We start from the raw sequence: 24191 nt of genomic DNA, 5'->3' as shown, positions 1-24191 counted from the left end.
TTTCGGGACCGCCGCGCCCTCCCCGCCTACTTCTTGAGCGCCGCCAGCTTGCTGAAGGCCGATTCCATGGCCGTGGCGGCCGCGGGCTGTGGCGCGCCGGCACGCCCGCCGCCGTAATTGCCGCCACGGTTCTGCCCACCGGGTGGCCGCGCGCTTTCAAAACGGTTGTCGCGCGGGCCATCGCGGCGCGCCGCTGCGGCGTCCAGCTTCATGGTCAGGCCTATGCGCTTGCGTGCCACGTCGACTTCGGTCACGCGCACTTTCACGATGTCGCCGGTCTTGACGACTTCGCGCGCGTCGTTGACGAACTTGTTGGCGAGCTGGCTCACATGGACCAGGCCGTCCTGGTGCACGCCGATGTCGACAAAGGCGCCGAAGGCCGCGACGTTGCTGACCGTGCCTTCCAGCGTCATGCCTTCTTTCAGGTCCTTGATGTCTTCCACGCCCTCGTTGAAGCGTGCCACCTTGAAATCCGGGCGCGGGTCGCGGCCGGGTTTTTCGAGCTCGGTAATGATGTCTTTGACCGTGATCACGCCGAACTGCTCGTTGGCGAACAGCTCGGGCTTCAGGGTCTTGAGCATTTCGGCGCGGCCCATGAGCTCGGCCACAGGCTTGCCGGTGTGGGCCATGATTTTTTCGACGACCGGGTAGGTTTCAGGGTGCACGCCCGTCATGTCCAGCGGGTTGCTGCCGCTGCGCAGGCGCAAAAAGCCCGCGCTCTGCTCAAAGGTCTTGGCACCCAGGCCGGTCACCTTGAGCAAATCGGCGCGCGAGGCGAAAGCGCCGTTGGCATCGCGCCAGCGCACCACCGACTTGGCGACGGTCTGCGACAGGCCCGAGACGCGCGCCAGCAGCGGCACGCTGGCGGTGTTCAGGTCCACGCCCACACTGTTCACACAGTCCTCGACCACGGTGTCCAGGCTTCGCGCCAGATCGCTCTGGTTCACGTCGTGCTGGTACTGGCCCACACCGATGGACTTGGGGTCGATCTTGACGAGTTCGGCGAGCGGATCCTGCAGGCGGCGCGCAATGCTGGCGGCGCCGCGCAGGCTCACGTCCACGTCGGGCATTTCCTGCGAGGCGAACTCGCTGGCCGAATAGACCGAGGCGCCGGCCTCGCTGACCACGACTTTTTCAATGACCTGCTCAACCTTGGCCATGCCCTTGATCAGGTCGGCAGCAAGTTTGTCAGTCTCGCGGCTGGCCGTGCCGTTGCCGATGGCGATCAGGTTCACGCCGTGTTTTTCGCAGAGCTTGGCCAGGGTGTGCAGCGAGCCGTCCCAGTCCTTGCGCGGCTCGTGCGGGAAGACGGTGGAGGTCTCCACCAGCTTGCCGGTGGCGTCGACCACCGCCACCTTCACGCCGGTGCGGATTCCCGGGTCCAGGCCCATCACCACGCGCGGGCCGGCCGGCGCCGCCAGCAGCAGGTCGCGCAGGTTGTCGGCAAACACCTTGATGGCGACCTTCTCGGCCTCTTCGCGCAGGCGCGTGAAGAGGTCGCGCTCCAGCGAGAGGCTGAGCTTGACGCGCCAGGTCCAGGCCACGGCCTTGCGGATCAAGTCATCGGCCGGGCGCGCCTTGTGGCTCCAGCCCAGGTGCAGGGCGATCTTGCCTTCGGCGATGCTCGGTTTGCCTGGCTCGGCTAGCTCGGGCAGCAGCAGCTTGGCGTCCAGGATTTCCAGGCCGCGGCCGCGGAACACGGCCAGTGCACGGTGCGAAGGCACGCGGCCGATAGGTTCGTCATAGTCGAAGTAGTCGCGGAACTTGCTGTTGTCTGTGTTGTTCTCGTCCTTGCCGGTGACCAGTTTGGAGCTGAACAGCCCTTCGCTCCACAGCCAGTTGCGCAGCGACTGCACCAGGCCCGCATCTTCGGCCCAGCGCTCGGAAAGGATGTCGCGCACGCCGTCCAGCACGGCCTGCACAGTGGTGAAGTCGTCGCCGCTTTCGTTCTTCTCGGCCTTCACAAAGGCCGCGGCCTCGTCGGCCGGCACCAGCGACGGGTCGGCGAACAGCTTGTCGGCCAGCGGCTCGATGCCGGCCTCGCGCGCGATCTGGCCCTTGGTGCGGCGTTTGGGTTTGAAGGGCAGGTACAAGTCTTCCAGGTCCTGCTTGGTGGCGGCGAACTCGACCGCCGCGCGCAGCTCGGGCGTGAGCTTGCCCTGCTCCTCGATGCTTTTGAGCACCGCCTCGCGGCGCTCTTCGAGCTCGCGCAGGTAGCCGAGCCGGTATTCGAGTTCGCGCAGCTGGATGTCGTCCAGCCCGCCGGTGGCCTCCTTGCGGTAGCGCGCGATAAAGGGAACAGTGGCGCCGCCGTCGAGCAGCTCCACGGCCGTCTTGATCTGGTGTTCCTGGACTTTGATTTCTGCCGCGATCTGGCGGATGATTTTTTGCATGTCGGGAAAAAGGGCTGAAAAGCTGGAAAGAATGAAACAGGAATGAGCGGCCAGGGCGCGGGGTTTCGCGAACCCACAAACTGACGCCAAGGGTCGGCATTGTCCCACAGGCAAAACGCTCGCCGGCTCCCAATAATGGCCAAGGCTGAAAAGCAATTTCTTACATTTATTCAAGGGGAGACGGACATGAGAATTCGCACGATATTGCTGGTGGTGGGCATCCTGCTGCTGTCGGGCCTGGTGGCCCTCAATCTGGACGAGTTCACGCGCGTGAGCATGCTGAGCCTGGGCTTTACCACCGTGCAGGTCTCACTGGGCCTGCTCATGTTGCTGCTGCTGGTGATCGCCACCGTGGTCTTCCTGGCCACCACGCTCTATATGCAAAGCACCCACCTGCTGGAAACCCGCAAGTACTCGCGCGAACTCAACACCCAGCGCGAACTCGCCGACAAGGCCGAAGCCTCGCGCTTCACCGAACTGCGCAGCTACCTGGAAGTCCAGGCGCTGGCCGCGCAGCACCGCGAAGCCGCCGCGGCTACCGTGCTGGCCGAACGCTTCGCCCAGCAGCAGCAGGCCTTGCTGGCGCGGCTCGAGCAAATCGACAACAGCGTGGCGGCCCATGTGGGCCAGCTGGAAGACCAGCTTGAGCGCCGCAACGGCATGGGCAGCGCGCAAAAAGACCACCTGACCATGCCGCTAGTGTAAGAAACCCCGGCATCGCGCGACCAATGGCCACCAGCAGGCGGCCGCACTTTTCGGGTGCGGCGCCTGTTCAATGCCCCTGGAGATGCCCATGCCAACCCGTTCAAACCCACGTATCCATTCGATCACAGCCATCACCGTGCTATCCATGAGCTGCGGCGCCTTGGCGGCGCAAGACGCCTGCACCGCCCAATCGGGGCCGGCCATCACCCCGGTGATGGAGCTCTACACCTCCGAGGGCTGCAGTTCCTGCCCGCCCGCCGACAAATGGCTGTCCTCGCTCAAGGGCTCCGGCATGGTGGTGCAGGCTTTTCACGTCGGCTATTGGGACTACATCGGCTGGGTCGACCGCTTCGCCGCGCCGGCCTACACCAAACGCCAGCACGAAGTCGCCGCCCGCAACAGCTTGCGCAGTGTCTACACCCCGCAGGCAGTGCTCAACGGCAAAGATTTGCCCGCCTGGGGGCCCAGGCCGCCCGGCGGCAAGGAGCCGGCACGCGCCGCCATCGTACTGACGCAGCTGGGCGCCGACCAGTTTGAAGCCGTGGTGACCCCTGTGGCCGAGCGGCAGCTGTCGCCTTCGTGGTCGGCCTACTGGACCGTCACCGAACACGGCCACAACTCCAAAGTGCAGGCCGGCGAAAACACCGGCGCCTTCCTCAAGCACGACTTCGTGGTGCGCCAGTACACCCAGGCGGGCGACTACAAAAGCGAGGGTGCCCCGCCGCAAAAGCTCAGCTTCCGCAGCATCGCCGCCACGCCCGGCCATGAACGCCAGGTCAACCTCGTGGTGTTTGACCCCAAGACCGGCAAGACCCTGCAGGCCGTGAGCCTGCAATGCCCCGCCTGAAGACTTTGTGATCAGGTCCGGCGGGCCTGCCGCACAATGGCGCAATGGAATCCTCGTCCGCGCCCTCTTCTCCGCCGCCGCCGGGCCTGCGCCCGCCTGAGGCCGCCGACTACCTGGCGCTGGGCAGCTGGGTCAAGGACGCCGACACCTGCCTGCGCTGGGCCGGCCCCAAGCTGAAATATCCGTTCAAGCCGGCACGGCTCTCGAAATTGCTCGCTGAGCCCGGTGCCCACAGTTTTGTGATGAGCCGAGGCTCGGCGGCCCCGGCCCTGGGCTTTGGGCAGTTCTGGGTGCGTGATCCCGGTGTGGCGCACCTGGCCCGCATCATCCTGGCGACCGCCGCGCGCGGCCAGGGCCTGGGGACCACGCTGTGCGAGTTGCTGATGGCCGAGGCCGCTCGTACCACCGGCGCAAGCGCCTTCACCTTGCGTGTCTACCGCGACAACGACCCGGCGCTGGCCATTTACGAGCGCCTGGGTTTTGTGGGGGTGCCGGGCCTGTCGGATGTGCGGGTTCTTGCCATGCGCAAGGAATCCCAGGCTGCCACCGTTCGCTAAACTGTGGCGCATGCCCTACTCCCGCCCCGCGCGCCCTCTTCGCGCATGATGTCCCTGTTCCTCAAATGCCTGCTGGGCGCGCTGGCCGTGCTGCTGATCGCCCTGCTGTCCAGGTCGCGCAACTTTGTCATCGCCGGCCTGGTGCCTCTGTTCCCCACCTTCGCGCTGATCGCCCATTACATCGTGGGCAGCGAACGCCATGCCGCCGACCTGCGCGCCACCGCACTCTTCGGCCTGTGGTCGCTGCTTCCCTATGCGGCCTATTTGCTCACGGTCTACTGGCTCAGTATCCGCGCCTCGCTGACGGTGACGCTGGCCGCCGCCACACTGGCATGGGTCGTGGCAGCCGGCGCATTGCTGCTGGGCTGGAGCCGCGCCTACCCCACATGAAATGAAAGCTGCATGAACAGGCTCAAAAAAATACTGCGGGGATTGTTGCTGGCTTCCGTCGCGCTGTTCCTGCTTTTCGAGGAATGGGGCTGGGAGCCACTGGCCGCCGCCTTCGCGGCGCTGGGCCGGCTACCGTGGTGGGCGCGGCTGGAACGCTTCATCACACGCCTGCCGCCCTGGGCTGCGCTGCTGGCCTTCGGCGTTCCCGTGCTCGCACTGATCCCCCTCAAGCTGTTGGCGCTTTACCTCTTCGGCCAGGGCCACATCACCACAGGCCTGGGCTTGATTCTTGCTGCGAAACTGGCGGGAACGGCGATGGCGGCCCGCCTGTTCCAGCTCACGCAGCCGGCGCTGATGCGCATGGCCTGGTTCGCCCGGCTTTACACACCCTGGAAGGCATGGAAAGACAAGGTCATCGCGCAGGCCAGGGCCTCCTGGGCCTGGCGCGTGGCGCGCCGCTTGAAGGGCCGGGTCAAGCTGGCGGGCGCCAGGCTGCTGGCGGCGCTCAAAGCCGCGCTGTCATGATGAAGGTTCAAGCTCACTGAAACTTTTCGCACCATGTTCGACATCCTCAAAACCCCTCTGTACATACGCCTCTCGCCGTTTCGCCTGACGGTGCGCAACGTCAAGACGGGCGAGTTCATCTCCGAAGTGCCCGAGATCGCCATCTCACGGGGACCCAAGCCCAAGGTGCTGGGTGCCGGCGACGAGGCGGCGCCTTATAAGTCCAGCAAGTCGGCCGAGGTGCTCAATCCTTTCAGCCACCCGCGCTCCCTGGTGTCCAACTTCACCGCGGGCGAGCAGGTACTCAAGGCCTTTGTGAAGAGGCTGACCAAGGCCCACGCCTTCGCCGCGTCGCCCCGCATGGTGTTTCATCCCCAGAGTGAGCCTGCCGGTGGTTTCACACAGATAGAAATCAGGGCTTTGCACGAGATGGCCCTGGGCGCCGGCGCCGTGGAAGTCACGATCTGGCAGGGCCAGGACCTGACGGACGAACAGGTGCTGTCGCGCAACTACCCGCCCACGGGCCGGGTACTCGAGTGAAAGCCGGGCCCGCGGACTTGCGCGCGTTGACCCGCGCATTTCCGCATGCAGGCCGGCTGGAACGGATTTTCCTGCGGCCTGCTCGGCGTGTTCCAGTGCTCGCCGTGGAAAGCGCCCTGGCAATCACAGGCCGCGGCCTTGAAGGTGACCGCTACGCCACCGGTGCGCAGGGCGGCAAACGCCAGGTCACCTTGGTGCAGGCCGAACACCTTCCCGTGCTGGCTTCCCTGGCCCGGCGGGAAGCGGTGGGCGCCGCGGACCTTCGCCGCAACCTTGTGGTGGCCGGCCTGAACCTGCTGGCGGCCAGATCGCTGTTCAAGGACCAGCCCATGGTGCTGCGCATAGGCCCCGTGGTGCTGGAGATCACCGGCCCCTGCGAGCCTTGCTCGCGCATGGACGAAGTGCTGGGCGCCGGCGGCTACAACGCCATGCGCGGCCATGGCGGACTGACGGCGCGGGTGCTGCAGGGCGGCCTGTTGCGGGTGGGCGACGCGGTGCTGTGTGAGCCGGGCTGAACGTGTTGCGCTAGCCTGATGGCTCAAACCGTGTGCCGGTATGGGTATTGGGCATAGGTCATACTGGCCTGCCATCCACTCCCTGCCCTGCCGCCTCCATGACTAAAACCTCGGTCGACAAGCACAAAATCAAATTCCTGCTGCTCGAGGGCATACACCCCTCCGCCGTGGAAGTTCTCAAGGCCGCGGGTTATTCCAATATTGAAAGCCTGTCCGGCGCCCTGCCCGACGACGAACTCAAGGCCAAGATCGCCGACGTGCATTTTGTCGGCATACGCTCGCGCACCCAGCTCACGGCCGAGGTGTTCGCCCAGGCCGGCAAGCTCGCCGCCGTCGGCTGCTTTTGCATAGGCACCAACCAGGTCGACCTGGTCGCGGCGCGCGAGCGCGGCATCGCAGTCTTCAATGCGCCTTTCTCCAATACCCGCTCCGTAGCCGAACTGGTGCTGGCCGAGGCGATTTTGCTGCTGCGCGGCGTGCCTGAAAAAAGCGCGGTCGCGCACCGCGGCGGCTGGCTCAAGTCGGCCGAGAACGCCTATGAGATCCGCGGCAAGACCCTGGGCATCGTCGGCTACGGCTCCATCGGCACGCAGCTCTCGGTGCTGGCCGAGGCGCTGGGCATGCACGTGGTGTTTTTCGACGTGGTGACCAAGCTTCCGCTGGGCAATGCCCGCCAGGTGGCGCAGCTCAAGGACCTGCTGGCCCAGTCCGACGTGGTGAGCCTGCACGTGCCTGAAACCCAGGCCACCCAGTGGATGATGGGCGCGGCCGAGATCGCCGCGATCAAACCGGGCGGCGTGCTGATCAATGCCTCGCGCGGCACGGTGGTCGAGATCGAGCCGCTGGCAGAAGCCCTGAAAAACAAACAACTGCTGGGCGCCGCCATCGACGTCTTCCCCGTGGAGCCACGCAGCAACAAAGACATCTTCGAGTCACCTCTGCGCGGCCTGGACAACGTGATCCTCACGCCGCACGTGGGCGGCTCCACTATGGAAGCCCAGGAGAACATCGGCATTGAGGTCGCCGAGAAACTCGTGAAGTACAGCGACAATGGCACGTCGACCTCGTCCGTCAACTTCCCCGAAGTCGCCCTGCCCGCCCATCCCGGCAAACACCGCCTGCTGCACATCCACCGCAACGTGCCCGGCGTGCTCTCGGAAATCAACAAGGTGTTCGCCAGCAACGGCATCAACATCGCCTCGCAGTACCTGCAGACGAATGAGGCCGTCGGCTACGTCGTGATCGACATCGACGCCGCGCATTCCGACATGGCGCTGGCCAAGCTGGCAGAAGTGCCGGGGACGATTCGGAGCCGCGTTTTGTTTTAAGGCCGGGGCGCCAGCCCACCCCTCCCCAGTCTTACCCCCTCTCCCCCTGGGAGAGGGTTGGGGTGAGGGCCACCTGCATGCCGAACGCGCAACAGCCTTCTTCGCGCTGAAGGCAAAGCGCCGCGAGCCATTGCAAAGACCGGCCCCTCCAGGGACGGCCATGCCCCTGCTCGCCAGCTTGAGTTCTCACCCGGCGCACTCGTCGCCTTTGGACCACTGAGGCAAAAGCGCATCCGAAAAAACATCCGCAAAAGCTGTGCTCCTGAGCACCAAGGCAGGCACGCGCATGCCCGGCCCTCCCATTGTCTTTCTATGGACAAAGAAGTGACGGTTGCTCACTCAACGCGCAGTAGCGCCCGTGAAATTCGCACTTTGGCTTGTAAGCTCCGCGCTTCCAATTCAACGCAAACCACTAACGAAACGAACTCATCTGGTCTGTCAGACTGCTTGATGGCCCTTAACGCTGAGTGACCCGCATTCCAAAATTCACTCAAAAGGAAGAACAATGGCTATCGAAGAAAATCTCGCTCTTTCGGCAATCTCATCACAACGCGCGCTTCTCATACTTCTGAGTTCATCTCTGGTTTTCATGAGCGCGGCTAACGGGCAGGCTGTCGAGGTCGGGGATAGCTGCACAGGAAAAAGCAAGTTACCTCAATCATTCATTTGTGCCGACAAACTTGTTATTGATTGCCGCAATTCAACCAACACACAAGAACAGCTTTACTGCGCAGCCAGTGAATTACAAAAGGCTGATAACGCACTTAATCGCCTTTATCAACGCGCGCTTAAAAAGCTTGAGAAGCCAAGTGACGAGTTCGCCGATTACCGGAATGCGCGAAAGGCATTCATAGAGGGTCAGCGCGCATGGGCGCGATTTAAGAAATCGGATTGTGAAGTCGCGGGATATCTGAATCTCAAGGGAAGCAGTCAATCGAGCGAAATAATCAGCTGCGAACTCGCGCACACGAAGAATCGCATCGCGGATCTCAATACCTATTTCAGACCATGACCAAAAATGCAACGCGGCAATGGCATAGCCCCTAGGTTCCGTATCAAAGAACGACTTATTGCCATGGGCCAGACGGTCTTGACGGCCGTGCAGCAAACAGCGCTGGCGCCTGTGCTTGCTGCGAACTGGCATTGAACCGGCGCCCTGCCCCGCCGCGCGCCTTCCCGGGCCGCGGGCTTACTGCGCCGGCACCTGCAAGCCCAGCAGCTCCGCCAGCGCGGCCGTCGGCAAGGCGCCTTCCTGAGACACCACCGCACCGGTCTGCGCATGGGTGCCGACGATGCTGGGAATCCCGCTAAAGCCCAGCCGGGTCATCAGCGCGGTGTTTTTGGCGACGGCGTCTTTTTGTGGGTCTATGCTGCTGGCGGCGCTGATGCCGCCGCGCCCTGCTTTCATGGAAGCCTCATGCTCGTCCATGGCGGCTACCGGGTCGCCGGAGGCCAGCAGGGTCGCGCCTTGCGCGGTGCTGGCGGCGTTGAGGATGCCGACGGGAATCCAGACAAACTTGGCCTGGGATTTGAGCGGCTTGGCGGCCTCCCACAGCACGGCGCAATGCGGGCACTGCGCGTCGAAGAAGACGTAAACGGTGCGCCTGCTCATCTGCGAGCCAGCGGTAAAACCTTTGGCCTCGGCCGCGATGGCTTCCACTGAGATGGGTGCCGCTGCGGCGGTTTTCTGCGCGGCAGTTTCGGGGGCATCGTTGCAGCCGGTGAGCAGCAAGCTGCAGGCCGCCAGCGTGGCGGCGAAAAGTGAGGGCAAGGATTTGGGCATGGTGACGGCCGTCAGTGAACGAAGACCAAGAATAGCCCAGGCGCGCTATTTCGACAGCGCGTCCGCCAATTCACCCGCCAGCATGAAGAATTCGGGCGAGCGCAGCACCGACACATGGGTAGCGTTCATGGCATAGGTCACGCGGGTCTTGAGGCCGCGGGCCTGCAGGGCCCTGGCGTAGCTTTCACTGAACAGGGGCAAGGTGTTTTCATCCTTGTTGCCGACCACCAGGCTGAGCAGCGTGCCGGACGGTACCTTTCCGGCCTCGGCCAGCGGCGACAGGCTGGTCCAGGCGCCCTTCTTGCCGGCCGAGCTGCCGCGCCACTGGCGCCAGGCGGGCACGTCACAAGGGCAGGCGGCCAGCAGGTAGGCGTCGGCGCTGCTCGGGAAACGGCCGGCCAGCAAGGCCGCCATGGCGGCGCCGCCCGAATGGCCGACCAGCAGGATCTTTTTGCCGGGGTTCAGGTTGCGCAACTGGGCCAGGGCCGCTGCGACGATGTCCACGTTTTGCGGCGTGTAATCGTCGTCGCCGGGGCGGGACTGGCCGTCCGACGTACCCAGATCGCTGCGATAGCCGGGCCGCTGGATGGCCACCGTGACGGCCTGAACTTTTTCCGCGAGCATGGCGGCCGCACCGCTGTCGGTCTTCAACTCCGTGCGCCCGCCGTTGTCGCCGTGCAGGAAAACGATGAGCACCTTGGGTGTGACGCGGGCCGAGGCCTGCGCGGGCGCCAAGGTGCGTATGACCAGGCAATGCCGGCTGTCCCCTGCCCGCTCCACGCCGTCGGCCTTTTTGCCGTCAGGGCATGTGGCTGGTTGCGCGAAGGCAGCCCATGGCAGGCTAGCCAACAGCAGGCTGACAACAAGCAGGCAAGCGCGCCGCATCAGGCGCCGCGCAAGGCGGCTTTCAGCTGCTGGCCGATCTCGGGTTTGTCGGCAAACGGGTCGGTGGGGTTGCGCGCCTGCAGCACGTCTTCGAGGCGCGTCTGCACCGAGTTGATGGCCTTGGGATGGCTGTAGATATAGAACTGGTTGCTGGCGATGGCGTCGAAGACCAGCTTTGCCACATCGGCCGCGGTGACCTTGCCGGAGCCCACGGCCTTGCCCGTCATGGCCTGCTGGATCATCTGGCTCTTGGTGGGCTTGTCGCTGGCCAGCTCGGCCGGGCGGTTGCGGTGGCTCATGCCTATGCCGGTGGCGACAAAGAAGGGACACAGGACCGAGGCGCCGACCTGGTCGGTGACCAGGCCCAGGTCCTGGTACAGGGTTTCGCTCAAGGAAACCACGGCATGCTTGCTGACGTTGTAGACGCCCATATTGGGTGGGTTCAGCAGGCCGGCCATGCTGGCGGTGTTGACGATGTGGCCTTGCCAGGCCGGGTCCTTGGCGGCGGCTTCCAGCATCATGGGCGTGAAGATGCGCACGCCGTGCACCACGCCCATGACGTTGACACCCATCACCCATTCCCAGTCCTTGAGGCTGTTTTCCCAGATCAGGCCGCCCGCGCCTACGCCGGCGTTGTTGAAGACGAAGTGCGGCGCGCCGAAGCGCTCGAACACGGCTTTGCCCATGGCTTCCATCTGCGCGGCGCTGGAAACGTCAATCTTGAAGGACAGCACCTGGGCGCCGGCGGCCTTCATTTCCGCTTCGGCCTTGTCCAGCGCATCCTGCTGCACGTCGGCCAGCACCAGGTTCATGCCGAGTTTGGCGCCCAGGCGCGCGCATTCCAGGCCGAAGCCCGAGCCCGCACCGGTCAGCACTGCCGTTTTGCCTTTGAAGTCGGTGATCATTGCGTGTCTTCCTTGATAGCTTGAATTCGAAAATTGTCCATGAGGCGTGTTGTTGCGCGTGTCACCCAGGCAACTCAGGCCAGTCAGGCACCTCGCAGCATTTCAATGTGCGGTATGCGGTCTTCGATGTAGGGCTCGCCGTTTTTCACAAAACCGTGCTGGTTGTAGAACTTCTCCAGCCGCGCCTGCGCGCCTATGCGTATGGGCTGCGGGCCCCAGTGCGCCTGCAGGCGCTCAATCGCCTCTTTCATCAGCACATGGCCGATGCCGCCGCCGCGCGCCGAAGCGTGCGTGACGACGCGGCCTATGCTGGCCTCGGCGAACTTGGCGCCGGCGGCAAAACAGCGCGCGTAGGCGGCCAGCCGGCCGTCCCGCATGCCCAGCAAATGCATGGCTTCGGTGTCGGCGCCGTCCAGGTCCTGGAAGGCGCAGGCCTGTTCAAGCACAAAGACCTCGCTGCGCAGCTGCAGCAACTCGTAAAGTTCCAGCGTGTCCAGCGCGCTGAAGGGCACAAAACGCCAGGTGATGATGCCGGTCATTCGGGGGTGGCGGCTTTCAGCGAATAGCCTATGCGCGGGAAATGCACGTGCACCGTGCCGGCGCGCGGGTCGCTGCGGCGCAGCGTGTAGTGCATGCGGGTGGCGGCGATCAGCTCGCCTTCGGTGGGCTCGGGGCCGAAGCTTTCGCTGCTGATCCGCACCTGGCTGCCCAGCGGGATGCCGTGTTCGTCCTGGAACAGGTCGTCGTGCAGCGGCGCGGGGGTGGCAGCGGCGGCCACCGCGATGGCGTCGCCGGAACTGGACTTTTCAGAACTGCCGTGGCCTATGGCGGCCATGCGGTCCATCCAGTCGAGCACGGCGGGCGTGAGCTTGAGGATGCCCGCGAGCACCGGGGTTTGCGTGCGCGTGAACCACAGCGGGTGGTACATCGCAAAATCGGCGATGCAGGGCACGTCGCCCAGCACAAAAGGCCTGTCGTCCAGCATGTCCGAGATGCGCCGCAGGTAGGACTTGTAGGCGGCCGCAGCATCGCTGGAGCGCAGGCGCGGCATGCCGAAGCTCATGGCCTTGCGGTCTTCACCGAAAGCGCGCGCGGCTTCGGGCGGCGCTTTCTCAAAAATCTGCGCCACGCCCTTGGGCTGGGTGTTGAAGGCCATGGAGGTCCAGAACAGCGTGTTGTCGGCCCAGTGGGCGAGCGTGCGCGCCAAGCCCTTGCTGGGCTCAGGGTAGACGCTGGGCATGGGCTGCAAATGCTCGAGCACGTCGCTGATCAGCGCGGTGTCGCAATAAATGTCGGCGCCGATTTGCAGGATGGGCGTCTTGCGGTAGCCGCCCGTGAGCGCCACCACGTCGGGCTTGGGCATGATCATCGGGATGATGACGGACTTCCAGGGCAGGTTTTTGTAGCCCAGCATCAGCCGCGTTTTTTCGGCGAAGGGCGACGAGGGGTAGTGGTGAAGAATCAGCTCGCTCATGGGTGTCTCCAGGATGTTTTTGTGTTGATTCAGCGGGGCATGGCCCGGGCGATGATGGCGTCGAAATCCGTGCCCGCGCCCAGCGTGCCGAAAGACTGGCCCCAGTTGCCGGCCAGGCGCGAATCGCAAAAGACGCCAAAGACGGCGGCAGGCGCCGTCTGCGCCAGCAGCGCGGCCTGCACGGCCAGCGCCACGTCCTGCGCGAGGCGGCGCGCTTCGACTTCAGTCGCCATCTCTTCGATGCGCGTGGGTAAGGCGGCGGCCAGCTTGTCCAGCGCCGGGTGTGCGCCCTTGGCGGCGGAGAGTTCCTGCGCCAGCGCTGCCACGGCGTCGGCCTTGCGCAGGGCGCGCAGCAAATCGAGTGCCATGATGTTGCCCGCGCCTTCCCAGATGGAATTGAGCGGCATCTCGCGGTAGACGCGGGCCATGATGCCTTCGCCGCCCTCCTCCACATAGCCGTTGCCGCCCAGGCATTCCATGGCCTCCTGCGCGAAGTGGCTGCCGCGTTTGCAGATCCAGAACTTGGCGACCGGCGTCAAGAGGCGCGCCATGGCGGCTTCATGCGCGTCGCCCGGGCGATCGAAGGCCCGGGCCAGGCGCATCGCCAGCGCCGTGGCGGCTTCGGATTCGAGTGCCAGGTCGGCCAGCACGTTGCGCATCAGCGGCTGCTCCACCAGCAGCTTGCCGAAGGCCTTGCGCTGCGAGGTGTGGTTCAGCGCCAGCGACAGCGCCTGCCGCATCAGCCCGCTGGTGCCCAGCGCGCAGTCCAGCCGCGTCATGGTGCCCATCTCGAGGATTTGCGGGATGCCGCGGCCCTCGCCGCCGACCAGCCAGGCCTGCGCACCTTCAAATTCCACCTCGGAGCTTGCATTGGCCTTGTTGCCGAGCTTGTCCTTGAGGCGCTGGATGCGGATGGCGTTAAGGCCGCCGTCGGGCAGCACACGCGGCAGGAAAAAGCAGCTCAGGCCGCTTTGCGTCTGGGCCAGCACCAGGAAGGCGTCGCACATGGGCGCCGAGAAAAACCATTTGTGGCCGGTGACGGCATAACGCTCACCCCAGCCGTCGAGGCCCGCGGGCTCGGCTCGCGTCGTATTCGCCCGCACATCGGAGCCGCCCTGCTTTTCGGTCATGCCCATGCCCATGGTGAGGCCGGCCTTGGCCTGCCACAGCTTGAGTTCGGGGTCGTAGGCGCGGCTGGCCAGCCTGGGGGCCCAGTCGGCGTAGATGGCCGTGTTGCCGCGCAAGGCGGGTGTGGCCGCGTAGCTCATGGAGATGGGGCACAGCGTTGAGGGTTCGAGTTCGGTGAAGAGCATGAAGCCGGCGGCGCGCCTGGCATGCGGGCTGGCTTCTTCATCACTCCAGGGCGAGCCATGCAGGCCCGCGCCCGTCGCCAGCTTCATGAGCTCGTGGTAGCTCGGGTGAAACTCCACCTGGTCCACACGCCGGCCGAAGCGGTCGTGGCTGTGCAGCACCGGCCCATGCACATTGGCCAGGCGCGCATGGGTCTGCATCGCGCTGCTGCCCAAGCTGGCGCCGAGCTGCCTCAGCCCGGCGGTGTCCAGTGCGGGCGCGTTGAACTTCAGCGCATCGCGCAGCGGCCGGTTGGTCTCGAACAGGTTGTAGTCAGCCAGCGGCGCAGGCTGGTTGAAGACTTCATGGGTGGGGTTCATCGCAAACCTCCTGGGTGTGCAAGCCTTAAATGAGCTTGACCAACTGCTTGCCGAAGTTCTTGCCCTTGAGCAGTCCGAGAAAAGCTTCCGGTGCCGACTCAATCCCCTGCGCCACGGTTTCACGCGGGCGCAGCTTGCCGGTGCCCACCAGCGTGCCGAGTTCCTTGAGCGCTTCGGGCCAGACTTCCATGTGCTCGGCCACGATAAAACCTTGCAGCTTGAGGCGGGCGGTCAGGATCAATGCCGGATAGGCCAGCGGCATGGGCCGGCCGTCGTAGCCGGCGATCATGCCGCACAGCGCGATGCGGCCGAAGGCGTTCATGCGCGGCAGCACGGCGTCCAGCACCATGCCGCCCACGTTTTCGAAATAGCCGTCGATGCCGTCGGGGCAGGCATCGCGCAAGGCCTTGGACAGCGAGGCCGCATCGGCGTGCAGCTTGTAGTCTATGCAGGCGTCAAAGCCGAGTTCGTCAACCGCGTATTTGCATTTATCGGGCCCGCCCGCGATGCCGACGGTGCGGCAGCCGCGCGCTTTCGACAGTGCGCCAAAGGCGCTGCCGACGGCACCGGTGGCAGCGCTGACCACCATGGTCTGGCCGGCTTTAGGCTCGATGATTTTGACCAGGCCGTACCAGGCGGTCACGCCGGGCATACCCACCGCACCCAGGTAATGCGACAGCGGCACGTGGGTGGTGTCGACCTTGCGCAGCGCACCGGGCTGGTCGGGGTTGACCACGCTGTACTGCTGCCAGCCGCCCATGCCGACGACTTTGTCGCCGGGCTGGAATTTGGGCGAGCGGCTTTCGACCACTTCGCCGGCCGTGCCGCCCAGCATGACCTGTCCCAGCGGCTGCGGCGCGGCATAACTCTTGGCATCACTCATGCGGCCGCGCATATACGGGTCCAGGCTCAGGTAGTGGTGGCGCACCAGCACCTGGCCGTCCTGCAGGGGCGGCGTGTCGCTGGAGACCAGCATGAAGTTGCTCGCGCTGGCCTCGCCGGTGGGACGGTTGTCGAGGAGGATTTGCTGGTTGATGGGCATGGGGGTCTCCTGTTGTGTATTGGGTGCCGCGGCTGCGGCATGACTGCTGGTATCAGTCCGTGGAAATCGCGCCACCGGAGGAATCCGGTTTATCGGCCGCGGGTTTGCGTTTGACGTACTTGAAAGTTCCGGTCGAATGCGCACAGGGCTGGCCCAGCACATCGTAAAGCGTGGCCTCGGTAAAGGCCATGGTGGCCGTGCGGTGCATGAGCCGGCCCCTGGCCGTCAGTCGGCTGCCGTCGCCGGGCGCTGGCCGCATGAAGCTGGTTTTCATCTCGATGGTGACCACGCCCATGTCTTTCTGCACGCTGCGCGCCGCCGTGGCCATGGTCACGTCCAGCAGCGTCATGATGGCGCCGCCGTGCGTTACCGCGAAAGAGTTGAGGTGCTCGGCTTTGGGCGCATAGCCAATGGCCGAAGCGCCGCCCGTGAACAACTCGAGCTCAAAGCCCAGGTGATTGACAAAGGGGATGTCGGCGCCGAAGTCCATCAACTCTTCCCAGCCCATTTTTGTTTAACCGCCGGTTACTACTGATACGCCGCCGTCCACCGCCAGCCACTGGCCGGTAATGTGTTTGCCGGCGTCCGAGGCGTAAAGCACGCACAGGCCCTTCAGGTCTTCGTCGTCGCCCAGGCGGCCCAGCGGCGCGTGCGAGGCGAGTTTTTCTTCGCCCAGCGCTTTCAGCGTACCCACGGTCATCTTGCTCGGGAAGAAGCCCGGGCAGATGGCGTTGACGGTGATGTTGTACTTGCCCCATTCGCAGCCCAGCGCGCGCGTGAAGTTGACGACGGCGCCCTTGGAGGTGTTGTAAGCCACGGTGGTCATCTCGCGCGGATTGCCGCCCAGGCCGGCGATGGAGGCCACGTTGATGATGCGGCCGGACTTGCGCGCGATCATGCTGTGCTTGGCGATATGCTGGCTCAGGATGAAGTAGCCGCGGATGTTGAGGTTCATGACCTTGTCCCAGGCTTCCACCGGGTGGTCTTCGGCGGGCGCGCCCCAGGCTGCGCCGGCGTTGTTGACCAGGATGTCGACGTGGCCCAGGCGCTTGATGGCTTCATCGGCCAGCGCGCGTATGTCTTCCTCTTTCGAGCAGTCAGCGGCGATCCAGTCGACGTCGATGCCTGCGGCCTTAAGCTCGGCAGCGGATTCGATGAGGTCTTCGGCCTTGCGCGAGCTCAGGATGACCTTGGCGCCGGCTTCGCCCAGCGCCTGGGCCAGTTGCAGGCCCAGGCCGCGCGAGCCGCCGGTCACGAGGGCGGTCTTGCCTTTGAGGTCAAACAGTTGCTGGATGGTACGGGTCATGGAGGGTCTCCTGGAGTGTTGTTCATGCGCCGCCCTTTGTGCCGGGCGGAGATGACGATGTTGAAATGAGGTTGGTGTCAGGCAGCCGCGGCTGCGATGTTTTCACTTGCGTTGGACTTCGCCATATTGGCACAACATCGAAGCTGTTGCAGTCCCTGCTGTCATGGCGGCGACTTGGCTTTGGGCGCCGCTCAGGGCCCGACGTTGACGCGCGAACGCACGTAGATCAGCACAAACCCCACCGCCGCGATCACGCCGCCGGCGACCACCATGGACCAGCCGATGGCGTCGTCCACGCGTTCGACCGACAGGCCCAGCACCAGCGTCAGCAGCCCGCCATAGATCAGCACCCAGATCAGGGCCTGCAGGCGCGCCACGTTCTTGTTGGAAACAGGGTCGGCGGACGGTTTGAAAAATGCCATTAAAAAGCCTCCTCGGGCAGGTCGGCGCAGGTCAGGTCGCGGCTTTCAACCACCTTGAGCCAGGCGTCGATCTTCGGTAATTCGTAATGATAAAAGTAGCGCATGGCCCCCATCCTTCCCGCGTGCGCGGCGCCCGGAGTCGTCGTTTCCTGCGGCAATGAGAGGCTGGCCAGCGCCACGTCCAGCCAAAGCCACGCCAGCACGGTGTGGCCAAAGGCCTGCATATAGGGTACCGCATTGGCCAGCGCCTCGCCGGGCTCGCCCGTGGCCCAGGCCGCCTTGGTGGCGCTGCCCACGTGCTGCAGCGCCTTGCCCAGCGCGTTGGCGTACACCGCCAGCTCGGGCCGCTGTATGGCTTTTTCGATCGTGGCGTTGATGCGCGCGGCCAGCAGCTGCAGCCCCCTTCCCCCTTCCATCAGCACCTTGCGGCCCAACAGGTCCATGGCCTGGATGCCGTGCGTGCCTTCATGGATCATGTTCAGGCGGTTGTCGCGCCAGTACTGCTCCACCGGGAAGTCGCGTGTGTAGCCGTAACCGCCGTGCACCTGGATGGCCAGGGAATTCGCCTCCAGGCACCATTCGCTGGGCCAGCTCTTGGCGATCGGCGTCAGCACCTCGAGCAGCAGGCGCGCCTCGTCGGCCGCCTCGCCGCCCGCCGTGTGGTGCTCGTCGACCAGGCGCGCGCAGTACAGCTCCAGCGCCAGCGCGCCTTCGCAATAGGCTTTTTGCGCCAGCAGCATGCGCTTGACGTCGGCGTGCTCGATGATGCGGATCTGCGGCTGGGAGGCATCCTTGCCGCCCACGCCGACGGGCCGGCCCTGCGGCCGGTTTTTGGCGTAGTCGAGGCTGGCGTAATAACCCGCCATGCCCAGCATGGTGGCGGCCGTGCCCACGCCTATGCGCGCCTCGTTCATCATGTGGAACATGCAGCGCAGGCCTTCATGCGGCTTGCCCACCAGGTAGCCAACGGCGCCGGCCTGGCCGTCCACCGGGTATTTGCCTTCGCCGAAATTGAGCAGCGTGTTGGTGGTGCCGCGCCAGCCCAGCTTGTGGTTCAGGCCGGCCAGCGCCACGTCGTTGCGCACGCCGGTGAGCCCGCCCTGGGTGTCGACCATCTTTTTGGGCACGATGAACAGCGAGATGCCGCGCGTGCCGGCGATCAGCTTGCCGTCCGGCCCCGGTATCTTGGCCAGCACCAGGTGGATGATGTTGTCGGTCAACTCGTGCTCGCCGGCCGAAATCCACATCTTGTTGCCCTTGAGGCGGTAGCGCGCACCCAGCGGGTCGGCCTCAAAGCCCTCGCCGTCGGGCACGGCGCGCGTGGTCACGTCGCTCAGCGAGGAGCCGGCCTGCGGCTCGGACAGGCACATGGTGCCCGAGAAGCGCCCCGAGAACTCGTTCTTGGCGAAGACTTCTTTTTGCGCGTCCGTGCCGTGCACCATCAGCAAATTGGCATTGCCGGTGGTCAGCAGGCCCGAGCCCATGCTGACCGAGGCCATCGCAAAAAAGGCGTTGGCCGCCGCCTCCACGGTATAGGGCAGCTGCATGCCGCCGATTTCATAGTCCTGCGCGGCGCTCAGCATGCCGGATTCGGCATAGGCTTTCTGCGCATCGTGCGTGGCCTGCGGCAGTATGACTTTTTCGCCGTCGAAATGCGGCTCCTGCGTGTCCACCGTGCGGTTGAAAGGCGCGTATTTCTCGCGCGCGATGCGCTCGCAGGTGTCGAAGACCGCGTCGAAGGTCTCGCGCGAATGGTCGGCGAAACGCGGGCGCAGGTTCAGCGACTCGGCGTCCAGCCAGTGGTAAAGCAGGAAGTCGAGGGTGGGCATGAGGCTCATGACGGCCTCCCCGGCACAAGGGCGGGCGGCAAGGCAGGAAACGCCTGCCCTTTCTGAAGGAGCAGGGTTTCATTCATGGTGTTCGCCCGGCTTAGAGGACTTCGTAAATACCGGCCGCGCCCATGCCGCCGCCGATGCACATGGTCACGCAGACGCGCTTGGCGCCGCGGCGCTTGCCTTCGATCAGCGCGTGGCCCGTGAGGCGCTGGCCGGTCACGCCGTAAGGGTGGCCGACGGCGATCGCGCCGCCATTGACGTTGAGTTTGTCCATGGGGATGCCCAGCTTGTCGGCGCAATACAGCACCTGCACGGCGAAGGCTTCATTGAGTTCCCAGAGGTCGATGTCGCTGATCTTCAGGCCCAGCTTGGCGAGAACCTTGGGAATGGCGAAGACCGGGCCGATGCCCATTTCGTCAGGCTCGCAGCCGGCGACCGCGAAACCGAGGAAGCGGCCCAGGGGCTTGAGGCCCTTCTTTTCGGCGAGGGTTTCGTTCATGACGACCACGGCGCCGCCGCCGTCGGAGAACTGGCTGGCGTTGCCGGCCGCGATCACACCGCCGGGAATGGCCGGCTTGATGCCGCTGATGCCTTCCTTGGTCGTGCCTTCGCGAATGCCCTCGTCCTTGCTGACGGTGACCTGCTTGGTCGTCAGGCCCATGACCTTGTCGGCCACACCGGCCGTCACGGTGATGGGTGCGATTTCGGCTTCAAACAGGCCGGCGGCCAGCGCGGCCGTGGCCTTTTGCTGGCTCAGCGCGCCGTACTCGTCCATGCGGTCGCGCGAGATGTTGTAGCGCTTGGCGACCTGCTCGGCGGTCTGCAGCATGTTCCAGTAGATCTCGGGCTTGTTCTTGGCAAGCCAGCCCTCCTGCAGCATGTGGGTGTTCATCTCCTGCTGCACGCAGGAGATGCTTTCGACGCCGCCGGCCACGTAGATGTCGGCTTCGCCGGCGATCACGCGCTGGGCTGCCAGGGCGATGGTCTGCAGGCCGGACGAGCAGAAGCGGTTGACCGTCATGCCCGAAACGGTGACGGGGCAGCCGGCGCGCAGCGCGATCTGGCGCGCGATATTGGCACCGGTCGCGCCTTCGGGCGTGGCGCAGCCGATGATCACGTCATCGACTTCGGCGGCTTCAATGCCGGCGCGCTTGAGCGCGTGCTCGACGGCGTGGCCGCCCAGCGTGGCGCCATGCGTCATGTTGAAGGAGCCCTTCCAGCTTTTGGCCAGGGGGGTGCGTGCGGTGGAAACGATTACTGCTGAAGTCATGGAAATCTCCGGAATCTGGTGCGTTGTCTGGAACGTTGATCTAGGCGGATCAGGTGGACTGGTTGAAGGTCTTGCCTTCGGCGGCCAGCTTGGCCAGCAGCGGCGCGGGCTTCCAGAATTTGGCGTCGTCCAGCGGGTTCTGCGCGAAGCGGTTCATGCTCTGCACCACGTTGAAGAGGCCGAGCTGGTCGGCGTACAGCATGGGGCCGCCGCGGTAGACCGGGAAGCCGTAGCCCATGATGTAGACCATGTCGATGTCGCTGGCCTTGGAGGCAATGCCCTCCTCCAGGATGTGCGCGGCCTCGTTGACCAGCGAGAACACCAGGCGCTGCACGATTTCCTCGTCGGATATCTTGCGCGGCGTGATGCCCAGCGACTTGCGGTGGTCCTCGATCATCTTGACGACCTCGGCGTTCGGGATCGCGTCGCGCTTGCCGGGCACGTAGTCGTACCAGCCGGCGCCGGTCTTCTGGCCGAAGCGGCCTTTTTCACAGAGCAGGTCGGCCGTCTTGCTGCACTTCATGTCGGGCTTTTCGGTGTAGCGGCGCTTGCGGATGGCCCAGCCGATGTCGTTGCCGGCCAGGTCGCCCATGCGGAAGGGGCCCATGGCAAAGCCGAATTTCTCGACGGCCTTGTCGACCTGCTCGGGCGTGCAGCCCTCGTCGAGCAGGAAACCGCCCTGGCGGCCGTACTGCTCGATCATGCGATTGCCGATAAAGCCGTCGCAAACGCCCGACACCACGGCCGTCTTCTTGATCTTCTTGCCCACGGCCATCACGGTGGCCAGCACGTCCTTGCCGGTCTTGGCGCCGCGCACCACTTCGAGTAGCTTCATCACGTTGGCGGGGCTGAAGAAATGCAGGCCGACCACGTCTTGCGGGCGCTTGGTGAAGTCGGCGATTTTGTTGACGTCCAGCGTCGAGGTGTTGGAGGCCAGGATGGCGCCCGGCTTCATCACGCGGTCCAGTTCCTTGAAGACCTTTTCCTTGACGCCCATCTCTTCAAACACGGCCTCGATCACGAGGTCGGCGTCCTTGAGCTCGTCATAGCTCAGCGTGGTGCTGAGCAGGCCCATGCGCTGCTCGTACTTGTCCTGCTTGAGCTTGCCCTTCTTGACCTGGGCTTCGTAGTTCTTCTGGATGATGCCCAGGCCCTTGTCCAGCGCCTCCTGCTTCATCTCGAGGATCTTGACGGGGATGCCGGCGTTCAGGAAGTTCATCGCGATGCCGCCGCCCATAGTGCCGGCGCCGATCACGGCGACCGACTTGATCTCGCGCTTGGGTGTGTCTTCCGGCACGTCGGGAATCTTGGAGGCAGCGCGTTCGGCCATGAAGATGTGGCGCAGCGCGCGGCTTTCGGGCGTCCACATCAGGTTGATGAAGAGCTCGCGCTCAAAGGCCATGCCGTCGTCGAACTTCCGCTTGGTTGCGGCTTCCACGGCGTCCACGCACTTGAGCGGCGCGGGGAAGTTCTTGGCCATGCCCTTGACCATGTTGCGGGCGAACTGGAAGTAGGCGTCGCCGTTGGGGTGCTTGGCGCGCAGTTCGCGCACCAGCGGCAGCGGCCGGGTGTCGGAAATCGATTGCGCGAAGGCCAGGGCCTCCTGGGCCAGCGACTCGGGCGAGGCGGCGAGCTTGTCGAACAGCTTCTGGCCGGGGATTTGCGCGAGCAGTTCGCTCTTGACGGGTTCACCACTCACGATCATGTTCAGGGCTGGCTCCACGCCCAGCACGCGCGGCAGGCGCTGCGTGCCGCCGGCGCCGGGCAACAGGCCCAGCTTGACTTCAGGCAAGGCGATGTTGGTGCCGGGGGCCGCGATGCGGTAGTGGCAGCCCATCGCCAGTTCCAGGCCGCCGCCCATGCACACCGAATGGATGGCCGCGACGACGGGCTTGGCGGAGTTCTCGACCGCACGGATCACGCTGAGCAGATTCGGCTCGGACAGCGCCTTGGGCGTGCCGAACTCCTTGATGTCGGCGCCGCCCGAAAAGGCCTTGCCGGCGCCGGTGAGCACGATGGCCTTGACGGCCGCGTCGGCATTGGCTTTTTGCAGGTTGTCGGTCAGGCTCAGGCGCGTGGCATGGCCCAGGCCGTTGACGGGAGGGTTGCTCAGGGTGATGACGGCCACGCTGCCGTGAACTTCGTAAAGGGTGGTCATTGCTGCTTCTTTCCTTGATGGGAGTTTCAGTGGTTCAGTTGTCTCGGCTGGCGCGCTAGGCCTCTGCATGCCCTGGCGGCCGTAAAAAAGTACGACCGTTCTTTTTCCATTGTAGGGGGCGTTTGTGACGGCACAAGTCCCGGGTTGGACTGTTTGGTCTATTTTTGTCCCAGCGGTGACATGCCCCCGCAGCTTTTTACACTTCGAGCCACTCTTTGCGGATGTAGGCGTCGGCCCGCAGGCTGTCGGGCGTGCCGTCAAACACGATGCTGCCGTGGCCCATGACCAGCGCGCGGTCGGAGATCGCCATGGCGATGGTGAGTTTCTGCTCGATCAAGAGCACCGAAATGCCCTTGGCCTTCAGCGTCTGCAGGTACTGGCCCACGAGCTCGACGATCTTGGGCGCCAGGCCTTCGGTGGGTTCGTCGATGATGATGAGGTCGGGGTCGCCCATCAGCGTGCGGCACAGCGTGAGCATCTGCTGCTCGCCGCCCGAGAGCACGCCGGCCTCGGTGTGCTGGCGTTCGCGCAAGCGCGGGAACATCTGGTACATGTCCTCAAACGACCAGCGCGAGCCCTTGCCGGAGCCCTTCTGGCCCAGCAACAGGTTCTGGTGCACCGTGAGCTTCGGAAAGATGTCGCGGTTTTCGGGCACATAGCCTATGCCGAGGTGAGCGATCTGGTAGGCCTTCTTGCCGACGATCTCCTGCTTTTTCCAGAGGATGGAACCCTGGCAGTCGACCAGGCCCATGATGGCCTTGGCAGTGGTGGAGCGCCCCGAGCCGTTGCGGCCCAGCAGCGCGACGATCTGCCCGGGCTGCACGTCGAAGTGCACGCCATGCAGCACGTGGCTTTTGCCGTAGAAGGCGTGGAGGTTCTGGATATGCAGCATCAATGGCCTCCCGCCTGCGCGTCGGCTACCGATGAGCCTAAATAAGCTTCCTGCACACGCTGGTCGGCGCGCACGGCTTCGGGCGTGTCGTAGGCAATGATTTCGCCGTAGACCACCACCGCGATCTTGTCGGCCAGGCCGAAGACCACGCCCATGTCGTGCTCCACCGTCAACAGCGTCTTGCCCACCGTGACTTCCTTGATCAGGTTGATGAAGCGGCTGGTCTCGGACCGGCTCATGCCGGCCGTGGGTTCGTCGAGCAGGATGACGTTGGCGCCGCCGGCAATCGTGATGCCGATTTCGAGCGCGCGCTGCTCGGCGTAGGTCAGGTTGGTGGCCAGCACGTCGCGTTTTTTGTCGAGCTTGATCATGGCCATCAATTGTTCGGCGCGCTCATTGGCGTCGTCGAGGTCGGCCAGGAAGCGGAAGAAGGTGTATTTGTAGCCCAGGCTCCACAGCACACCGCAGCGCAGGTTTTCAAACACGCTGAGCTTGGGGAAGATGTTGGTGATCTGGAAGCTGCGCGACAAACCCAGCCGGTTGATTTCAAACGGCTTTTTGCCGTCTATGCGCTGCCCGTTGAGCAACACTTCACCGCTGGTGGGCTCAAAGCGGCCGCTGATGAGGTTGAACAAGGTCGACTTGCCCGCGCCGTTGGGGCCGATGATGGCGACGCGCTCACCGGCCTGCACCTGCAGGTTGGCGCCGCGGATGATTTCGGTCTTGCCGAAGTTCTTGCGCAGGTTTTTCAACTCAAGTGAACAGGTCAT

General features: G+C 64.6%; 25 protein-coding genes. 9 read left to right on the top strand and 16 right to left on the bottom strand.

The window, feature by feature from the left end; translation table 11 throughout:
* Window positions 1–26 precede the first annotated feature (26 nt).
* Complete coding sequence (locus AC1D1F_RS09060; RefSeq protein WP_477696561.1) at window positions 27–2393, bottom strand: Tex family protein; 2367 nt, start codon at window positions 2391–2393, stop codon at window positions 27–29.
* A 186-nt stretch (window positions 2394–2579) separates the two neighbouring features.
* On the opposite strand from AC1D1F_RS09060, the gene AC1D1F_RS09055 reads away from it, so the two are divergent.
* From AC1D1F_RS09055 to AC1D1F_RS09015, 9 genes are all read left to right on the top strand, one after another.
* On the top strand, window positions 2580–3098 hold the full coding sequence (locus AC1D1F_RS09055; protein ID WP_477651851.1) for a hypothetical protein: 519 nt from the start codon (window positions 2580–2582) through the stop codon (window positions 3096–3098).
* An 88-nt stretch (window positions 3099–3186) separates the two neighbouring features.
* Window positions 3187–3945: a DUF1223 domain-containing protein gene (locus tag AC1D1F_RS09050; protein ID WP_477675415.1), complete on the top strand. Its 759-nt coding sequence runs from the start codon at window positions 3187–3189 to the stop codon at window positions 3943–3945.
* A 44-nt stretch (window positions 3946–3989) separates the two neighbouring features.
* Complete coding sequence (locus AC1D1F_RS09045; protein WP_477675414.1) at window positions 3990–4502, top strand: GNAT family N-acetyltransferase; 513 nt, start codon at window positions 3990–3992, stop codon at window positions 4500–4502.
* 45 nt (window positions 4503–4547) lie between these two features.
* Entirely contained in the window at window positions 4548–4892 is a 345-nt protein-coding gene (locus tag AC1D1F_RS09040) for a GlpM family protein (protein WP_477675413.1), read from the top strand.
* Window positions 4893–4904: 12 nt separating this feature from the next.
* Window positions 4905–5417, top strand: a complete 513-nt coding sequence (locus AC1D1F_RS09035; protein WP_477651855.1) for a hypothetical protein — start codon at window positions 4905–4907, stop codon at window positions 5415–5417.
* 33 nt (window positions 5418–5450) lie between these two features.
* The gene (locus AC1D1F_RS09030; protein WP_477675412.1) at window positions 5451–5936 is read left to right on the top strand and encodes a rod shape-determining protein; all 486 of its coding nucleotides are present in this window, start codon (window positions 5451–5453) and stop codon (window positions 5934–5936) included.
* Window positions 5937–6040: 104 nt separating this feature from the next.
* Window positions 6041–6451 (top strand): MOSC domain-containing protein, encoded by a 411-nt coding sequence (locus tag AC1D1F_RS09025; RefSeq protein ID WP_477675411.1) that lies wholly within the window; start codon window positions 6041–6043, stop codon window positions 6449–6451.
* 98 nt (window positions 6452–6549) lie between these two features.
* Window positions 6550–7779, top strand: a complete 1230-nt coding sequence (gene serA / locus AC1D1F_RS09020) for a phosphoglycerate dehydrogenase (protein ID WP_477675410.1) — start codon at window positions 6550–6552, stop codon at window positions 7777–7779.
* Between the two features lie 505 nt (window positions 7780–8284).
* Window positions 8285–8791 (top strand): lysozyme inhibitor LprI family protein, encoded by a 507-nt coding sequence (locus AC1D1F_RS09015; RefSeq protein ID WP_477675409.1) that lies wholly within the window; start codon window positions 8285–8287, stop codon window positions 8789–8791.
* A gap of 177 nt (window positions 8792–8968) precedes the next feature.
* On the opposite strand, the gene AC1D1F_RS09010 is transcribed toward AC1D1F_RS09015, so the two are convergent.
* The 15 genes from AC1D1F_RS09010 to AC1D1F_RS08940 all read right to left on the bottom strand — a co-directional run bounded on the left by AC1D1F_RS09010 (window position 8969) and on the right by AC1D1F_RS08940 (window position 24191).
* Window positions 8969–9562, bottom strand: a complete 594-nt coding sequence (locus AC1D1F_RS09010) for a DsbC family protein (RefSeq protein WP_477675408.1) — start codon at window positions 9560–9562, stop codon at window positions 8969–8971.
* A gap of 45 nt (window positions 9563–9607) precedes the next feature.
* A complete protein-coding gene (locus AC1D1F_RS09005; protein ID WP_477675407.1) occupies window positions 9608–10342 on the bottom strand; it encodes an alpha/beta hydrolase family protein in 735 nt (244 codons plus the stop codon).
* A gap of 104 nt (window positions 10343–10446) precedes the next feature.
* Window positions 10447–11352 carry an SDR family oxidoreductase gene (locus AC1D1F_RS09000; protein ID WP_477675406.1) on the bottom strand — a complete coding sequence of 302 codons (906 nt, stop codon included), beginning with the start codon at window positions 11350–11352 and terminating at the stop codon, window positions 10447–10449.
* A gap of 83 nt (window positions 11353–11435) precedes the next feature.
* On the bottom strand, window positions 11436–11891 hold the full coding sequence (locus AC1D1F_RS08995; protein ID WP_477675405.1) for a GNAT family N-acetyltransferase: 456 nt from the start codon (window positions 11889–11891) through the stop codon (window positions 11436–11438).
* On the bottom strand, window positions 11888–12826 hold the full coding sequence (locus AC1D1F_RS08990) for a glutathione S-transferase family protein (RefSeq protein WP_477700701.1): 939 nt from the start codon (window positions 12824–12826) through the stop codon (window positions 11888–11890). The genes AC1D1F_RS08995 and AC1D1F_RS08990 overlap by 4 nt, the downstream gene beginning before the upstream one ends.
* 29 nt (window positions 12827–12855) lie before the next feature.
* On the bottom strand, window positions 12856–14496 hold the full coding sequence (locus AC1D1F_RS08985) for an isovaleryl-CoA dehydrogenase (protein ID WP_477675403.1): 1641 nt from the start codon (window positions 14494–14496) through the stop codon (window positions 12856–12858).
* A 25-nt stretch (window positions 14497–14521) separates the two neighbouring features.
* Window positions 14522–15538 carry an NADP-dependent oxidoreductase gene (locus tag AC1D1F_RS08980; RefSeq protein ID WP_477675402.1) on the bottom strand — a complete coding sequence of 339 codons (1017 nt, stop codon included), beginning with the start codon at window positions 15536–15538 and terminating at the stop codon, window positions 14522–14524.
* A 52-nt stretch (window positions 15539–15590) separates the two neighbouring features.
* Window positions 15591–16046 (bottom strand): PaaI family thioesterase, encoded by a 456-nt coding sequence (locus tag AC1D1F_RS08975; protein ID WP_477675401.1) that lies wholly within the window; start codon window positions 16044–16046, stop codon window positions 15591–15593.
* A 6-nt stretch (window positions 16047–16052) separates the two neighbouring features.
* Window positions 16053–16844 (bottom strand): SDR family oxidoreductase, encoded by a 792-nt coding sequence (locus AC1D1F_RS08970; RefSeq protein WP_074574258.1) that lies wholly within the window; start codon window positions 16842–16844, stop codon window positions 16053–16055.
* A 191-nt stretch (window positions 16845–17035) separates the two neighbouring features.
* A complete protein-coding gene (locus tag AC1D1F_RS08965; protein ID WP_477675400.1) occupies window positions 17036–17266 on the bottom strand; it encodes a hypothetical protein in 231 nt (76 codons plus the stop codon).
* Window positions 17266–19104, bottom strand: coding sequence for an acyl-CoA dehydrogenase (locus tag AC1D1F_RS08960; RefSeq protein WP_477675399.1), 1839 nt, complete (start codon window positions 19102–19104; stop codon window positions 17266–17268). The genes AC1D1F_RS08965 and AC1D1F_RS08960 overlap by 1 nt, the downstream gene beginning before the upstream one ends.
* Window positions 19105–19195: 91 nt before the next feature.
* Window positions 19196–20371, bottom strand: coding sequence for an acetyl-CoA C-acyltransferase (locus AC1D1F_RS08955; protein ID WP_477675398.1), 1176 nt, complete (start codon window positions 20369–20371; stop codon window positions 19196–19198).
* A 49-nt stretch (window positions 20372–20420) separates the two neighbouring features.
* Window positions 20421–22529 (bottom strand): 3-hydroxyacyl-CoA dehydrogenase NAD-binding domain-containing protein, encoded by a 2109-nt coding sequence (locus AC1D1F_RS08950; protein WP_477675397.1) that lies wholly within the window; start codon window positions 22527–22529, stop codon window positions 20421–20423.
* A 196-nt stretch (window positions 22530–22725) separates the two neighbouring features.
* Window positions 22726–23421 (bottom strand): ABC transporter ATP-binding protein, encoded by a 696-nt coding sequence (locus tag AC1D1F_RS08945; RefSeq protein ID WP_074574254.1) that lies wholly within the window; start codon window positions 23419–23421, stop codon window positions 22726–22728.
* Window positions 23421–24191, bottom strand: a complete 771-nt coding sequence (locus AC1D1F_RS08940) for an ABC transporter ATP-binding protein (protein WP_477675396.1) — start codon at window positions 24189–24191, stop codon at window positions 23421–23423. The genes AC1D1F_RS08945 and AC1D1F_RS08940 overlap by 1 nt, the downstream gene beginning before the upstream one ends.

The organism is Polaromonas sp. P1_H6 (assembly GCF_056405195.1).
The sequence above is the reverse complement of the archived record's forward strand: the minus strand, read 5'-3'. Positions and strand labels throughout refer to the sequence as shown.

Bases quoted from the DNA above. Each gene is read 5' to 3' on its own strand.
- AC1D1F_RS09055 (WP_477651851.1), top strand. From the start codon at position 2,580: ATGAGAATTCGCACGATATTGCTGGTGGTGGGCATCCTGCTGCTGTCG.
- AC1D1F_RS08990 (WP_477700701.1), bottom strand. From the start codon at position 12,826: ATGAGCGAGCTGATTCTTCACCACTACCCCTCGTCGCCCTTCGCCGAA.
- serA (WP_477675410.1), top strand. From the start codon at position 6,550: ATGACTAAAACCTCGGTCGACAAGCACAAAATCAAATTCCTGCTGCTC.
- AC1D1F_RS09040 (WP_477675413.1), top strand. From the start codon at position 4,548: ATGATGTCCCTGTTCCTCAAATGCCTGCTGGGCGCGCTGGCCGTGCTG.
- AC1D1F_RS08995 (WP_477675405.1), bottom strand. From the start codon at position 11,891: ATGACCGGCATCATCACCTGGCGTTTTGTGCCCTTCAGCGCGCTGGAC.
- AC1D1F_RS08965 (WP_477675400.1), bottom strand. From the start codon at position 17,266: ATGGCATTTTTCAAACCGTCCGCCGACCCTGTTTCCAACAAGAACGTG.
- AC1D1F_RS08945 (WP_074574254.1), bottom strand. From the start codon at position 23,421: ATGCTGCATATCCAGAACCTCCACGCCTTCTACGGCAAAAGCCACGTG.
- AC1D1F_RS08980 (WP_477675402.1), bottom strand. From the start codon at position 15,538: ATGCCCATCAACCAGCAAATCCTCCTCGACAACCGTCCCACCGGCGAG.
- AC1D1F_RS08955 (WP_477675398.1), bottom strand. From the start codon at position 20,371: ATGACTTCAGCAGTAATCGTTTCCACCGCACGCACCCCCCTGGCCAAA.
- AC1D1F_RS09000 (WP_477675406.1), bottom strand. From the start codon at position 11,352: ATGATCACCGACTTCAAAGGCAAAACGGCAGTGCTGACCGGTGCGGGC.
- AC1D1F_RS08975 (WP_477675401.1), bottom strand. From the start codon at position 16,046: ATGGGCTGGGAAGAGTTGATGGACTTCGGCGCCGACATCCCCTTTGTC.
- AC1D1F_RS09060 (WP_477696561.1), bottom strand. From the start codon at position 2,393: ATGCAAAAAATCATCCGCCAGATCGCGGCAGAAATCAAAGTCCAGGAA.
- AC1D1F_RS09030 (WP_477675412.1), top strand. From the start codon at position 5,451: ATGTTCGACATCCTCAAAACCCCTCTGTACATACGCCTCTCGCCGTTT.
- AC1D1F_RS08970 (WP_074574258.1), bottom strand. From the start codon at position 16,844: ATGACCCGTACCATCCAGCAACTGTTTGACCTCAAAGGCAAGACCGCC.
- AC1D1F_RS09015 (WP_477675409.1), top strand. From the start codon at position 8,285: ATGGCTATCGAAGAAAATCTCGCTCTTTCGGCAATCTCATCACAACGC.
- AC1D1F_RS08985 (WP_477675403.1), bottom strand. From the start codon at position 14,496: ATGAACCCCACCCATGAAGTCTTCAACCAGCCTGCGCCGCTGGCTGAC.
- AC1D1F_RS08940 (WP_477675396.1), bottom strand. From the start codon at position 24,191: ATGACCTGTTCACTTGAGTTGAAAAACCTGCGCAAGAACTTCGGCAAG.
- AC1D1F_RS08950 (WP_477675397.1), bottom strand. From the start codon at position 22,529: ATGACCACCCTTTACGAAGTTCACGGCAGCGTGGCCGTCATCACCCTG.
- AC1D1F_RS09010 (WP_477675408.1), bottom strand. From the start codon at position 9,562: ATGCCCAAATCCTTGCCCTCACTTTTCGCCGCCACGCTGGCGGCCTGC.
- AC1D1F_RS09035 (WP_477651855.1), top strand. From the start codon at position 4,905: ATGAACAGGCTCAAAAAAATACTGCGGGGATTGTTGCTGGCTTCCGTC.
- AC1D1F_RS09050 (WP_477675415.1), top strand. From the start codon at position 3,187: ATGCCAACCCGTTCAAACCCACGTATCCATTCGATCACAGCCATCACC.
- AC1D1F_RS09045 (WP_477675414.1), top strand. From the start codon at position 3,990: ATGGAATCCTCGTCCGCGCCCTCTTCTCCGCCGCCGCCGGGCCTGCGC.
- AC1D1F_RS08960 (WP_477675399.1), bottom strand. From the start codon at position 19,104: ATGAGCCTCATGCCCACCCTCGACTTCCTGCTTTACCACTGGCTGGAC.